The 13973-nt window shown below is 35.0% G+C and carries 18 protein-coding genes and 1 pseudogene; 7 read left to right on the top strand and 12 right to left on the bottom strand.

Annotation, left to right across the window (positions count from 1 at the left end; all coding sequences use genetic code 11):
* Positions 1–292: 292 nt before the first annotated feature.
* Together AC3WOM_RS09200 and AC3WOM_RS09195 are read right to left on the bottom strand one after the other, a co-directional pair.
* Positions 293–526: pseudogene (locus AC3WOM_RS09200) on the bottom strand (TnsA endonuclease N-terminal domain-containing protein); the annotation flags it as partial.
* A 223-nt stretch (positions 527–749) separates the two neighbouring features.
* Positions 750–1106 carry a hypothetical protein gene (locus tag AC3WOM_RS09195; protein WP_492446342.1) on the bottom strand — a complete coding sequence of 119 codons (357 nt, stop codon included), beginning with the start codon at positions 1104–1106 and terminating at the stop codon, positions 750–752.
* Between the two features lie 604 nt (positions 1107–1710).
* On the opposite strand from AC3WOM_RS09195, the gene AC3WOM_RS09190 reads away from it, so the two are divergent.
* Positions 1711–2097, top strand: coding sequence for a hypothetical protein (locus tag AC3WOM_RS09190; RefSeq protein ID WP_492446340.1), 387 nt, complete (start codon positions 1711–1713; stop codon positions 2095–2097).
* A gap of 93 nt (positions 2098–2190) precedes the next feature.
* Here AC3WOM_RS09190 and AC3WOM_RS09185 read toward each other — a convergent pair whose 3' ends face one another.
* Both AC3WOM_RS09185 and AC3WOM_RS09180 read right to left on the bottom strand, forming a co-directional pair.
* The gene (locus AC3WOM_RS09185) at positions 2191–3018 is read right to left on the bottom strand and encodes a hypothetical protein (RefSeq protein ID WP_492446338.1); all 828 of its coding nucleotides are present in this window, start codon (positions 3016–3018) and stop codon (positions 2191–2193) included.
* Positions 3019–3654: 636 nt separating this feature from the next.
* Complete coding sequence (locus tag AC3WOM_RS09180; RefSeq protein WP_427538147.1) at positions 3655–3978, bottom strand: DUF1827 family protein; 324 nt, start codon at positions 3976–3978, stop codon at positions 3655–3657.
* 611 nt (positions 3979–4589) lie between these two features.
* Between AC3WOM_RS09180 and AC3WOM_RS09175 the strand changes: the two genes are divergently transcribed.
* On the top strand, positions 4590–4988 hold the full coding sequence (locus AC3WOM_RS09175; RefSeq protein WP_492446337.1) for a glucosamine 6-phosphate synthetase: 399 nt from the start codon (positions 4590–4592) through the stop codon (positions 4986–4988).
* 206 nt (positions 4989–5194) lie between these two features.
* On the opposite strand, the gene AC3WOM_RS09170 is transcribed toward AC3WOM_RS09175, so the two are convergent.
* From AC3WOM_RS09170 to AC3WOM_RS09160, 3 genes are all read right to left on the bottom strand, one after another.
* Positions 5195–5971, bottom strand: a complete 777-nt coding sequence (locus AC3WOM_RS09170; RefSeq protein WP_492446335.1) for a class I SAM-dependent methyltransferase — start codon at positions 5969–5971, stop codon at positions 5195–5197.
* 205 nt (positions 5972–6176) lie between these two features.
* Positions 6177–6398, bottom strand: a complete 222-nt coding sequence (locus AC3WOM_RS09165; protein ID WP_492446333.1) for a hypothetical protein — start codon at positions 6396–6398, stop codon at positions 6177–6179.
* A 127-nt stretch (positions 6399–6525) separates the two neighbouring features.
* Complete coding sequence (locus tag AC3WOM_RS09160; protein WP_492446332.1) at positions 6526–7071, bottom strand: GNAT family N-acetyltransferase; 546 nt, start codon at positions 7069–7071, stop codon at positions 6526–6528.
* Between the two features lie 241 nt (positions 7072–7312).
* On the opposite strand from AC3WOM_RS09160, the gene AC3WOM_RS09155 reads away from it, so the two are divergent.
* Positions 7313–8485, top strand: a complete 1173-nt coding sequence (locus tag AC3WOM_RS09155) for a multidrug effflux MFS transporter (protein ID WP_492446330.1) — start codon at positions 7313–7315, stop codon at positions 8483–8485.
* A 75-nt stretch (positions 8486–8560) separates the two neighbouring features.
* Here AC3WOM_RS09155 and AC3WOM_RS09150 read toward each other — a convergent pair whose 3' ends face one another.
* Positions 8561–9058: a hypothetical protein gene (locus AC3WOM_RS09150; RefSeq protein ID WP_492446432.1), complete on the bottom strand. Its 498-nt coding sequence runs from the start codon at positions 9056–9058 to the stop codon at positions 8561–8563.
* Positions 9059–9165: 107 nt separating this feature from the next.
* On the opposite strand from AC3WOM_RS09150, the gene AC3WOM_RS09145 reads away from it, so the two are divergent.
* Entirely contained in the window at positions 9166–9621 is a 456-nt protein-coding gene (locus tag AC3WOM_RS09145; RefSeq protein ID WP_492446329.1) for an NUDIX domain-containing protein, read from the top strand.
* Between the two features lie 38 nt (positions 9622–9659).
* On the opposite strand, the gene AC3WOM_RS09140 is transcribed toward AC3WOM_RS09145, so the two are convergent.
* Complete coding sequence (locus AC3WOM_RS09140; protein WP_492446328.1) at positions 9660–10103, bottom strand: GNAT family N-acetyltransferase; 444 nt, start codon at positions 10101–10103, stop codon at positions 9660–9662.
* Between the two features lie 12 nt (positions 10104–10115).
* Positions 10116–10433: a MazG nucleotide pyrophosphohydrolase domain-containing protein gene (locus AC3WOM_RS09135; protein WP_427538126.1), complete on the bottom strand. Its 318-nt coding sequence runs from the start codon at positions 10431–10433 to the stop codon at positions 10116–10118.
* A 184-nt stretch (positions 10434–10617) separates the two neighbouring features.
* Between AC3WOM_RS09135 and AC3WOM_RS09130 the strand changes: the two genes are divergently transcribed.
* Entirely contained in the window at positions 10618–11193 is a 576-nt protein-coding gene (locus AC3WOM_RS09130; protein WP_427538123.1) for an LOG family protein, read from the top strand.
* 159 nt (positions 11194–11352) lie between these two features.
* Here AC3WOM_RS09130 and AC3WOM_RS09125 read toward each other — a convergent pair whose 3' ends face one another.
* A complete protein-coding gene (locus AC3WOM_RS09125; RefSeq protein WP_492446327.1) occupies positions 11353–11544 on the bottom strand; it encodes a transmembrane Fragile-X-F protein in 192 nt (63 codons plus the stop codon).
* 179 nt (positions 11545–11723) lie between these two features.
* Here AC3WOM_RS09125 and AC3WOM_RS09120 point away from each other — a divergent pair, with 179 nt between their 5' ends.
* On the top strand, positions 11724–12878 hold the full coding sequence (locus tag AC3WOM_RS09120) for a hypothetical protein (protein WP_492446326.1): 1155 nt from the start codon (positions 11724–11726) through the stop codon (positions 12876–12878).
* Positions 12879–12942: 64 nt separating this feature from the next.
* Positions 12943–13248, top strand: a complete 306-nt coding sequence (locus tag AC3WOM_RS09115) for a hypothetical protein (RefSeq protein ID WP_492446325.1) — start codon at positions 12943–12945, stop codon at positions 13246–13248.
* Between the two features lie 475 nt (positions 13249–13723).
* On the opposite strand, the gene AC3WOM_RS09110 is transcribed toward AC3WOM_RS09115, so the two are convergent.
* The coding region (locus tag AC3WOM_RS09110; protein WP_492446323.1) for a hypothetical protein at positions 13724–13973 on the bottom strand (250 nt) is incomplete at its 5' end.

Below are 13973 nucleotides of genomic sequence, written 5' to 3'. Positions count from 1 at the left end.
ATTTTGCTAAAAACAGGCTTTATCTTCTTCATTTTTTGACAATTTAATTTTAGATGTCGATATTGTAGTCTTAGAATATTTATTAAATCAATAAACCTTGATAAAAGCGCTCAAAACACGCTCTTAATAGAATTCGTGGAAGATCTTTTTAAAATATCCTTCTATTTCAACATTGATTTGTATTTTCAAAAGGATAATCAAAAATTCAAAATCTATGTTCTCAATATACCCCAAACAATATTTTATCCTTCCCATAAACTTGCTCAGTTTCAATTTTCTCAATGACCTTTTAAAGCTCATCTTTTATCTTAATAGTGCGAGTAACTCTTCTAATCCCCCTTATCTATTGTTAATAAAAAATCGGTTGTCAGCACAATTGAATCATGCGTCTTAGGGTTGGTATGATGTTTAATACCTACTTCATCTGCAATGACAATTGTTTCTTCAAACGGCAATAAAGGAAATTGTTCTCAAATATCAACAAAAAAATAGCAGTATTCAGTTAAATATAGTGGTATGGTTCCAAATCATATAAGAATTCATGCTACCTATATGTGTGTTCCTTCTCAATGATGAAACATCTTGAATGATTTCTTGTCTACTTTGACTTTTCTTGCTCCAGATGCCTATTACAAGTGCTAAAAATAGCAGTTAGCTTGAAATAATCCTCAGGCATAAAATGATTTGAATATACATTTTAAAATCATCAGCGAAGGTTTTTCAAATACTACATACTCTTTTTTGGACTCTTAATGATATTGGAATAACACCACAATGGGAGCACCTTTTTCGCTTTCCCAAAGCTCAGCAAAAAAGCAGTATCCATTAGGAAAATCATTCAAATACGCTTCCTCATCAAGGCAGATATTATATTTATACTTTGAATACCATTCAGACTTAACATCATTAATCGATACTTGCTCTAACTTGCTTTTCTTTTCTGTTTGATAGTTACAGATAAAAATATCTTCTACTATGCTATTAAAAATCATTTCTCCAATCTCCTGTAACGTAGGAGTACTTGGATAAAGTTTACTTGAAACTAATGCTTCATCGTTATAAATCTGATTTTTGTATTTGTCTATGAAATAGCCTTTTTTTCTCACAATACTCAACCCTTTTTGTTATACTTTCGTTCTAAATATGAAATTCAGATAGAATTAATTTCACTTTATCACTTTTTTCATAATAGGAAGTTTACGATAATCAGTAAAATTTGTCCAAATGAAGAGCATGTTTATTTACAACAATGCACCCCTCATTTTCTTGGAACTTATACCGATACCCTCATAATATTTAAGAAAATCTAGTTCCTACTCCTAATAACGTAAAACAAGCTTTGAATAATGATGAGAGAGAGTCAATGTGAAAAACAGAGGAATGCGAATGGATAATGAGGAAAGGACCCTATTCATTGAGTGAAGCAAAAGTATTATAATCCACTGCCAAAAACAGAGCGTTATTCTGCTAGCTAGACACTTGATCCAATCCAGTTTGAAGAAGCTGAGCGTCTTAGAGATTTTGTGAAAGCAAAAGATCCTTCATGTAATTGGAGTAAATCTGTCAAAGCTGGAATTTCTGCAGAAGCTAAGTTCAAAAACTTAGATATTAAAGTATAATCATAATGTAGTTGGACTTAAATAATTGCCTCTACCTCTTCAGCAAAAAGGTTCTTATATTTAAATTTCATAAAGAAAAGGAGATTACGCAATGAGCTATGACTTAATGGTATTTGACACGGAGCAAGCACCTAGCAATAAGGAAGCTTTTTTAAAATGGTATGATGAACAGACAAAATGGACAGAGCCACATGATTATCAAACAGTGACATTTACAACTACAGCATTACAAAAATGGTATGATGACATGACTCAGCAATTTCCCGATATGAATTTGGCAGATGAGGAATTACTGGATGAAGATGAGGACGATGAGCTTGAGAGTCGTTTTACTGAATATAGTATTGGCTATGCTATTATTTATACTGCTTTTGCTTGGTCAGTAGCAGATGAAGCCTTCAACGTTATGAAAGAACTTGCACAAAAGCATGGGGTCGGCTTTTTTAATGTCAGTGGTGATGGCGAAATTATTAGGTAATAAGACCTGGTAGGAAGTTAACATAAAAAGGAATGCTCCACGCATTCCCTCTCCTTTTGTAAACCATTATCTAGCCAAAACTGTTAAAGCTTATTAATCAAATATCGACAGCATTGCTAGCCAAATTGGTAGGTGCATACCGCATGAGGGACATTTTGTGTCACCAGCCAAATATGGCAAATCGCGGGTCAGTCCATGTTCGCCAATCGCCGTCACTTGATCTGCCAACACCACTTGATCCGCATCCGAAAATTTAGACACAGGTATAACTATATGAGCCTCTTGTTCCTCTTCGAACACAGGGTCTTGTGCAAATGCCTGTATGCACTCACCCTCTCCATTCGGCCATAAATATACATCCTGTTTGCACTCTTGACACACTGCAATGTACTCATCCCCCGACACAAACGTCAACAGCATATTTGCCACCTTGTACGATTCCCGAAAAGCTGCATCGGCGGCAAGAATATAACGCTTCTCCACATCATCAACTGGAGAACGGGCAGCATGAATACGCACCTCTTCTCCTAATGACGCTACATCACGTATTGCCTCTATATATCCACTGTAAATGTCCTCACAGATTGATGCACCCACATCCTCAGCGAGCTCCACCCAAGCTGCAGGATATGGCGCAGAGTCGTTCTTGTCACGGCTCGCTTCGATGATACCGCATGTAATAAACAGCTCTCGCTGCACTTTCGGATCTTTCGTTGAACGAGCAATCTGGGCTAAATAAGGAACAACCGCATATGTGACTGTATAAATCGTATTTTGATGAAACAAGTATTCCTGAAAGAGCTCATCAGCCGTTTCTTGGTCATACTCCTGCATCAACTGCTTTAGCAGCGTCGGCACGTTCTCACCAGAGCCATATGGTCCCATCAGCTTCCCCCATGTATCACTAGTCCATTCAAGCAATGCAAACTCCTCCTTTTTTCCCTTCCTAATTACCTGCCTCCAAAATCTTTGAATCAATTAACATCTTGATGATCTGTCCCATCTCCTCACGAATGGCTAGATATTCCCTGTAGCTATTATTTAGGAATCCCTTTGTTATGATCTGACCTCAAAAATTTGTACTTTTATAAGAATCCATTCGATATTCAACGGGACATTTTCTGTTGAGTTTTTTCGATTTAAATAAATAATACAACCCACAAATGCTAATTTAAATTCTTTATAGCCTTTTCATATTATCTGAAAATTATATCAAAAAAAGCATATATTAGAAAATAAACTCCTAACATATTAAAATTTTTTTCTTTAATGAATTAGGGTAGAATCTATATCCACTCTAGTTAAAACCTAATTTTTCATCGCATGTCTATAGGAAGGACGAAGTTGGAATGAAGATTATCTCCTCATTTTGGAAGAGCAATCTTTTTCACATCTGGATTTTTATTGACATAATCGTTTTTCAACAATATGAAAAGGCAATAAGAAATCCATTCTCAAATGCCTTTTACAATTGCCAAATATGTATTTAACATTTCAGTTGGAGCCATAATTGCTCCAAAAAAGTCTAACTTGGTTCACTATAAAAAATCAGTAATCCTATTTGATAAAAGTATTGTCCTCTTTATTGCATACATGAATTACTCCAGTTCTACTGACATGTACAAGCACATCTTTTATTTCTTTTTCTAAAACCTGTTCAATTGCATATCTAATTTCCCATTCCTTAACTTGACCATTAGCATTAGAAATACTTGCATGACTAGCCTTCTTATCTTCAATGTGTACAATTATTGTTCCTTTGCGTTCGTAGACTTTTACAACGCTTCCAATAAAATCAGCTGCAACTTTTTCTACGTCAACTACCCCTTCATTTGTTATATCTCGAAATGTTCTATTTGAAAACTGATAGATTATAGCCATTTTATCCCTCCCCCCCGCCGAAAAACGTTTATTCGTTACAACTAAAATGTTCAGACTCTATTAAATGCTTGGAAATACATAGCCAAATTGCTATATTAAATAATCTGGGATGTATAGTTCTTGTTAAAAATCTAAAAAATGATTCTTATAGAAACAAAAAAATTAGACTCAAATCTCACATCATTTGAGTCCAATCTTTTTTGCGCAATGAATAACATTTGTCATGTTACATTACTAAAATAACATACCGTTCTGAACAATTTCTAAACAAATTTGCTGATAATACAGTAAGAAAAAAAGTGACTCATTTGAAATGTAAACAAACCAATTTTAAAAATTAAATAAAATATTTATATTCACCGTTAGCCATCCATGTCGCATAAAATCATCGCTACACCACAGAAAATGAAAGATTATTACGTTCTTTCATGGGAGTAAAAGAACAGCTTTCTGCAAACTGGACACTCACCCTGATAGAGTTGAGGCATATCATTTCCTAGACTCAATCCATTTTAGCTATGACAATAAAACAAAAACTAGAAAATATTATTGTAAGCTAGCAAAAATCAGTATAAAAATGATAAAATAATCTAATAAAGGGGGATGCAAATATGAGGAAATTAAGCAAAAGGAATATATTGTGGATTGTGCCAATTGGGATTTTAGGGGTATTTTGGTACTTTTATGGTCCACAAAAGGACATTACAGATAATGAATATATTACATACGTTAAAAACTATTCATTTGAAAACAGTCAAAAATCGTTAGAATCTGGATTGGCAAATGCTTGTAAAAATCCATATTGGGTATATTTTGAAACACAAAAAGGACAGAATGTTGTAGAGTTTAAAGGAGATTGTCCAATCAGTAATAAGGAAAAGAAAGTGAATATTCAATTTTTAGTGGATAATGATATGACAAAGGTATGGTACGGAGCTATGCTGGTTGATAATAAAATGCAGGATGAAAAGGATCGAGACAACTACCTTCTCACTCTAGCTGGTGATTAATAGTGAAAGCTCTCGTTTATATGCAAAACGAGAGCTTATTTAGTTCTATCAATTTCGCCCCCATTGAAAAGGAGCCAAAAACGCATTCAGAATCTTCTACTGAATGAAGATAGAGACAATCAAAGATAGTAGAAAATCGTAGAATCAACAAAATAACAGATTTAAACATCCTCTTGATAGATACTATAACCTAAAAATACTATTCTTTATTTCACTGCTTTCCAAATGGTCCATCTATCCTCTTCAACTATCGCACTGTCAGTGTCCAATGACTGATCTATATATTGCACTAATTCCTGCAACTCATCCTCTTCTAGCTCATGTAAAATACTTCTCCCTGTTCTAAGCCTAATATCTTGGAGTAATTGTGCTTTGTACTCATAAACTTTTCTCGTTTCCCATAGTTTTATTTCCTGTATCTCCTTAAATCCAATTTCCTTTAGTGTTTCCATTATTTTTTCACTACTATATCTACGCGTTATTTCATGCTCCCTTAATTTAGGGAAATACTCAAAGAAATATCCTCGTATATGACGTGCATCACCTTTTAAAAGACAGTCTTCTGGTGTACGGTCCTGGATAATATAGATACCATCGTCCTCTAGTATTCGATACGCCTCTTGAAAACAAGCTTTTAAATCTTGGATATGATGAATTAAAGCTCGTTCGAGAATTACCTGAAAGCTGTTGTTGTCTAAGCCTGTATCCAGTGCATTTCCCTGCTTAAATGTAATATGATGATAATCCTTACAATTTTCCCTTGCACCCACCAACATTGCCTTAGAAAAATCTACACCGATGACAGAAGCTGCACCCAATTCTACTAATGCCTTCGAATAAATTCCTCCGCCACACCCAATATCAGCAGCTCTAGAAATATTCATTAGCGGAACAAGTTTTTTAATGGTTTCCATCCATGAGATATCAGCATGCCGAGTTGTATACGCTGTTTGATTGTTCATATTGTGAAAATCAATGCCCATCTTTATCACTCTTTTCAAAATTTATATGGATAATCTTGTTCCCTTTATTGTAAACTTGTTCATAACATAATAAAAATTAATGTTAATTATCATTTTTAATAAGTTAATCTTATCAAGCGAGATGATTTACTTAAACTGCTACTATTTACGCAATAAAAAACCCATGCAATTCAAAAATATTTTGCATGAGTTGATTTTGTTACGATCAAAGTATAACCGAATCTACAGACTGAATGATGTAACGTTCTAATATTCTAATTTCTTTATTTAGCTTCACAATGGCATCCTCTATTTGCTCAAAACGTTCCCTATAACGATTGCTTCCATTTTTCGACTGCATCTTTTCTCTTAACGATGCCTGACCTAAGTATAGCCCTTCTAGCAAATCTAACTTTTGAAAATAAGTTGTACTGTATTGTAATTCCATCGGTATAAAGCCCCTTACCTGTTCCTATTTTTTCTTTCCTAAAACCTAGCTTCTTATTAGCACTATAACCGAAAAATGAATCTACAAAACTACAACAATATTACTAATTAATAGCCAATAAATGGTGTTAACTAAAATAATGAGCTTCATTCTTTAAGATCGAATAAGCAAATGTATCGTATGCCTTACCATTTTGGTACATATAATCCCTAAGAATTCCTTCCTGTTGAAACCCTATTTTCGTAAGCAATTGATTAGAGGCCTTATTTTCAATAAAAACAACAGCACCTATTCTCGTTAGCCCCATGTCTTTAAAGCCATAAGAAATTACCTTAGTAACCGCTTCTAATGTATACCCCCTTCGCCAATAATCTGGATGAATTTCATAGCCAATTTCTGCTCGTTTATGTGTTGGTGACCAAACATTGAAGCCAACAGTTCCGATGATTTCCTTCGTTTCTTTTCTTTCTATGCCCCAACGTATCCCTCTTTTTTCAGTGAAATTTTTTGAAAAAAGCATTATTAATTTTTCGGCTTGCTTAAAATCTGTAAAAGGCTCCTGCCCATAATACCGTATCACTTCCTCATGAGAAAAACAGTGAAAAATACTTTTAGCATCTTCTTGTGTCAGCTCTCGTAAAATAAGTCTTTCTGTCTCTAAATTGGGAAACATATAATCCCTCCTTTTATCTCTACAGTACCATCTTCTTTAATTTGATAACTATAGTAACAATTGCTATATAAATAAAGTTAAATTATACTATATAAGACTATGCACTCCTACTTCAAGCATATTAAGGTGATAACTACATGACATCCTATGAACGTATACTAATAATGGTCCCGCCTTTTCCCTAGCTACTCTATCTACTCTTTATTTAAAAAGTAGATTTTGCTTGTAGGAGGGCAATAAGTTGAAAAAACATGCAGCACCATCTTTACTTTTAATGATTGTACTTGTGGCATTTCCACAGATTAGTGAGACAATCTATTCTCCATCTCTTCCTGATATTTCGCACGCATTGAATACTACAAATAGTGCCGTACAGCTCACTTTAAGTATTTATTTTATTGGATTTGCAATAGGTGTGTTTTGTTGGGGATGGCTATCTGATTTTATTGGACGTAGACCGGCAATGTTAGGCGGTTTAATTTTTTATGGAATTGGCTGTATTATGTGTTTTTACGCAGAGACGATAGCTTTTCTATTGGTTAGTCGATTTATTCAAGCTTTTGGAGCAGCAACCGGCTCCATTATTACGCAAACAATTTTACGAGAAAGTGTTTCTGACAATAGAAGACATGCGATGTTTGCACAAATTTCTGCCGTCATTGCCTTTACCCCTGCAGTGGGACCACTCATTGGTGGCTGGGTCGATCAGGCACTCGGCTTTAGAGCCGTCTTCTTTGTGCTCGTTGCAATGAGCATGTTGCTTTTTATCTACACCTATTTGAGACTGCCTGAAACAACAGATCTAACAACGAGAAAAAGAATCGCTATTTATCCAGTTGTGAAACGCATTCTTTCATCTCCTAAAGTGCTTGTTTTTGGCTTGTTGATTGGTGGCATAAATGGTGTGTTATTCAGTTACTATGCAGAGGCACCTTTTATTTTTATGGAGCACTTTCATATATCGCCAGGTCTCTATGGATTTCTTGGAATTTTTGTGGCACTTGCCTCTATTATTGGGGCAATGATTTCTAAAAGACTAGTCATCAATTGTAAGCCAGAAAAAGTAATCCATCTTGGCTGCTATGTAATGATCGTTGGCGCCTTTTTACAATTGATCGTTAGTATATTACCATTCTCTAATCATGTATTATTTAGTAGCATATTAAGTACTATTTTTATTATGCTATTAGGCGCAGGTATTGCTTTGCCTAATTGCTTAAGCTTAGCTCTTGTCAGCTTTCAAGATGTGATTGGAACGGCAGGTGCTATTTTCAGCCTAGGCTATTACCTGCTGGTGAGTCTCATAACGTCTGGCATGAGTTTCTTGCATAATGGCTCCTTGCTCACAATGCCTCTATATTTCGTGATTTTAACCTTGCTTATGTTATTATTCGGAAGAAAATTTATTGTTTAAATATAGTAGCGGGCATATTTAAGCATTAGTACTTCCACTATAGGCCACCCTATACTTTTTGGGTGGCTTTCCTGTTTACTGAAAATAGTAATTCACTACCTCCTCAACAGATTGAAAAACCGTATTACCCTGCGTTTTATAAATAAATTTCGGAGACGTACAGGCTTTCTCAAGACTTTTGGCTTTTTTTAATTTATCTGTCATCTGCTCGATAATTTCTGAGTAACCATCAAGATTATTGGAAATCTTCGGCATCATGGAATGGGTAATATCTAAAACAATGGAAACTTGATCCTCTGCATAACTATTTAAATTAATGAATAAGCACTCCTCCAGATTTTTCGAATGCTTATCAATATTGATAACAGCCTCTTGGTATTTAGCAATAAATCCAGTGGATGTCTTAGTAATGGTAAAGCCCTGTTCCGTTAATTTTTTATCCATAGCATCTAACAATTTATTAACTTCCTCGTCCATTTTCAGCGTAACCGTTGACTGTATTAAATCATCACAATTCTGATAAATAGTATCTACCTCTGCTTGCTTCTCAACAAGTAATTTAAAATTTGACATTGAATACACACGAAATCTCCCCTTTTTTATAAGTTGGACATTCGAGCGTTTTTTTAGTCATCTTTCAGCAATATTTTTATAGCATTTATGCATAGGAGGGTATAACAATGTCCATTAGAAATTCAATAAAAGCAATCATCATAGAAAACGGTAAAATTTTACTAACCAAAAATCAGGATACAGATGGCATCTTCTATCTTTGCCCTGGGGGTGGACAAGAGCATGGAGAAACATTTCACACAGCATTGAAAAGAGAATGTATTGAAGAAATTGGCTTTTCAGTTACCATAGGAGAGCTTCTTTTTATTCGTGAGTATATCGGAAAAAACCACGAGCATGCAGTATTCGATAGTCATGTACACCAAATCGAATTTTATTTTCTATGTCACTTAAAAAATCTAACACAATCTCCGACAAATCCTGATTGTCATCAAATTGGCATTGAGTGGATACCTATTGAACGTCTTTTGGAATATCGAATATATCCAAAGGAATTCGTGCCTTGTCTACAACAATTTGCTGGAGGAAAAAAATCACCCATCTATTTAGGCGATATTAATTAAAATAAGGCTGTCGTACAAATAGACAGCCTTACCTTGTGTTAATCAAGTAATTTTACCATTGTGTAATAGCTACTACCTGGCGAATAATCTTTTATTTCTCCAACAACCTGATAGCCTCTTTGCTCATAAAATGTACGTGCTTGAAATTCATATGTAGTCAACAAGGCTCTTTTTGCGCCCATTCCCTTAGCCGTTTTTTCTGCTGTGGCTAATAACTGTCCACCAATACCATTTCCACGGTATTCTTTACTAAACCAAAACTTATTAATTTCTACCCATCCCCAATAAACCTCTGCCGTAATGCCGCCAATCCATTGGTGCTCATTGTCAGTGACGATGAGATTTAATGGACATATCGAACCCTTTTGTCGGCTTTCCTGATGGTATAGTGAATGTTCATCATTATATTCGCGAATTTTGGCATTTAAAAAATTGGTGAAATCATCATGCTTCTCTTGTAAAATTTTCACTTGATAGTCCATATAATTCCCCTTTCAATCTTGGTAACGCTTCATTAACTTATCTTGATGAGCGTTGAAAATTTCTTCTAAGGAAATATCATACTTATTAGCGATTACAATAACATTTCCTAAAACATCTCCAAGCTCCTCTATTAACTCTTGTTTATTTTCTTCATAGGATTGAACCTTTTCATCTGGTCTGTCTCTACCAATTTCTAAGGCTCGAATAGCTCTTGCCACTTCTCCTGTTTCTTCAGCGAGAAAACCAATGCGAGTAAAAATATCCAATTCAGACCATCCACGCTCATCATAGTATTCTTTTATCCATTGCTGAAATTCATTTAATTTCATTTTTCAGACCTCCATTTCTTTCCTCACAAAATTAAATTATACTATAATATGAAGCTTCTATCAGTGGACATTTTTCTCACTGGAATAGAGCGAACTACAGGTAGATTATTTTTACTTTTTTATTTTTTGAAATATTCCCTGTTAAAACGAATGAAACAATCAAATGTGATTTGGAGGAGCTATTATGAATAGTATTGCAGTATTTTGTGGATCAAGTATTGGTGCTTCAGAGGCCTATCGTGAAGGGGCTATTCAACTTGGTAAGGAATTAGCCAAGCGTCAAATTACCTTAATTTATGGTGGAGCCAGTGTCGGAATCATGGGAACAGTAGCAGATACAGTACTGCAGGAGGGTGGTAAGGTCATTGGCGTTATTCCTACACTACTGGAAGAACGAGAAATTTCTCATAAGCATTTAACAGAGCTGATTGTGGTCAATACGATGCATGAACGAAAAAGCAAAATGATGGAGCTAGCTGATGGCTTTATCGCATTACCTGGTGGACCGGGTACATTAGAAGAGTTATTCGAAGTATTTACATGGAATCAAATTGGTCTTCATCAAAAGCCATGTGGCATTTTGAATATTCATCAATATTATGATTTACTTATTGCTTTATTTGACCATATGCAGAATGAGCAATTTTTACAAGCACATAATCGTGATACATTGCTAGTTGATGACAATGTAGCGACACTTTTAGATAAATGCGCTGCTTATGTTCCACCAGCAGTTAAAACATATCAGCTATCAAAATAAAGACCAGTAATTTACTTAGCTGGCCTTCCTAACACATTGCTATTGCTGCATGGTTATTTGTTTACCATGCAGTTCACTACCAAAACATCAGCACAGGCATTTCCTTATACCGCTTTTAACTACTACGTTCATTCATTATCTATACTTGCCTAGCCATGTTCAAATTTCTTCTTTACGATTTTTCACAGCCACTACTGCAATAATTACCATGATTAGCTTCATCACCAATATAATTATGTAAATGCTAAACGATATAATGGCAGGCAATAATACTAGCCACCAAGACCATGAAATAACATCGGTAAGCTTTAACACAATAAAAACAACTGTTAAGACTTCTGCAATTCCCAAAACGTCCCCCCTAACATCCTTAAATTTTCCACTTCAAAAGGAAGTTATCTCTTGAACCACTAGTATTACTATTATACAACAATTAAAAACCACACTTTTTGAAAAAAACGGAACCTTTTTGCTGGTAAATCGTATAGATATTGGAAACATAATTTCAGTCATAAAGGAGACAACCAAAGATGAAAAAACCGTTTAAAAAAACTTGGATGATGGCCTCAGCATTAACATTAGGATTAGCTGTGATGACACCACTTCAGGCAGGAGCTACATCTGTGCTAACTCCCAACAATGCTACTGTCCAAATGGAACAGCAAATTATTGGAACAATTACAGATAATTATGGAGATGGGATCAATCTTAAAGGAAAAGATGGGAAGAATTACTTTATTAGCTTCTATAAATTTTCTAAGGAACAATTAGATAAATTAAATTTAACAGAGGGACAAGAAATCTCAGTAGAAGGTTCAATTGTTGACAGTTATTCTGATTTCTACACTTTTGAAGTTTATAAAAGAGATCTGCCAAAAGAAATCACGGCTGAGGAACTAGCAAAATTAGAAAAGTTATTTAATGAGATTAAAAAACTTCAAAAAGAAGCTAGTGTGCTTGAAGATACATCTACAGAAGCAGTAGAAAAGAAATACGATGAGATTACTAAAATCTATGAGGATATGTATAAAATCACAAAGCCTTACATCTTAGCTAACTGGGAGCCTCAATCCTTTGAAGAGTATGTAGAAGAGTTTGGATTTAGTGAAAAAAACATCGTCATTGAAGCTGAGGACCAAAAACAGCTTATGGCAATTTATGATGAATGGGTAAAGCTTGAAAAAGCTGGTATTGAAGAGGACAAGGCAAATGAAAAATTTGAAGAATTTTATACAATTCTTCAACCTTATTTAGAAAAACTTTATCCACCGCAAACATTTGAAGAATATATGGAAGGCACGGAATTAGATATTCCTGCTGAAACATTAGCCAAGCTAAAAACAATCTATGTGGATGCTCAAAAGGCTGAAAAAGATGAAAATGTAGAATTGTCCGAAAAGCTATGGGCTGAATTTTATACTATTATGGATGATTTCTATACACCACAAACATTTGAAGAATACATGGCTGACTTTGCTTTCGAAGTGAGCGAGGCTGATCAAAAACAATTAAAACAGCTTTATGAGGAAATCATAGCCCTTGATGATAAGGTAGATCAAGAAAAAATTGATGCCAAATGGGACGCTTTCTATACGATTTTAGATCCATACTTTAAAGCGAACGAAGACATTCTTATCTCTGCTTCTAAGCTAACAATTAACGGTCAGGTTTACATTCCTCAATAATTGAAGGAATATAGGAAATCTCCCTAATTGTGGGTTATTCTTAACCCGTTAGTGCTATGTTCCTGTGGAAAAGGGAGTGAACTGCATCAATAAATTTCGAGTAAGAAGATGGCTAAACTTACATGCTGAAAAAGATATCATGGTAACAAGTGAGCATTATAAAAGATTAGGCGAAATAGGGTTAATAAAAATAATTATTATGGGGTCATACAAGGGAAAAAAGATTTCCTTTGATCCTGAACTGTTTGAAATACTCCCCTCCTTCCCTTCAGTCGATGCTGAATCATTGGCCAAATTAGCTCAGGACTTTACAGACATGCTAAGAGATAATTATGAAAGAGGAAATAAAAAACCAACTCATTATATTTAAAATACAGATATTTTTAAAAATTCCTAGTTATTCATTTTCATAAATAGCTAGGAATTTTTCATAGTGTTGAAAAACTAAATGGTCAAGGGACTCTTTGTGAACACTACTAAGTCAAATGAAGGTGATTTCCGTTCCAGGCTACTCGCTTTGCCGCTGACGCTTCGCTTTCGCGCAGAGCAAGGCTTCCTGTGGGCGAGCGACGAGCCGCTTCCTGCGCTGAGGAACGAAGACTAAGTGCGTCACGTCCTGTGACAACGCCTTCGTGACCAACATCGTGTTGGCCTCAGTTTCTCGTCTGTCTCGCTATCCCACGGGAGTCGAGTAGCCCATAGCTGTCAACTTAAGATTTCTACACATCTAATCAAATGATTTTATAATTAGAAATGATAGGTTTCATTTATCGTTAAAATGGGAAAAAGTATTTTAGACATATCAAAATAAACCCCTCTAGGTGAGTTGGTTATATTTGGATATTTTACGTGAATTGAAGGCGTTGAAAGGCTGTTCCTTTGGTGGACTTTGATTTCCGGGCCGTCTTGAGCAGGAACTCGGTGGTCAAATGGATAAAGTCTTTCAATCCCTTCTCTTTTTTTATGCATTCTTCATATAGCTTCGGTAAAATCTCTGTCGCGATACTACGAATGGCCACCATCTCACTAATTTCTATGCCCTTCTCCTTCCAGATGAAGTTTCTTATTTGATAGGCCATCAATTGACTAATAAAA

The sequence above is a fragment of the Lysinibacillus sp. FW301-JW8 genome, from assembly GCF_058788755.1.
This window is presented reverse-complemented; position numbering and strand designations above follow the sequence as displayed.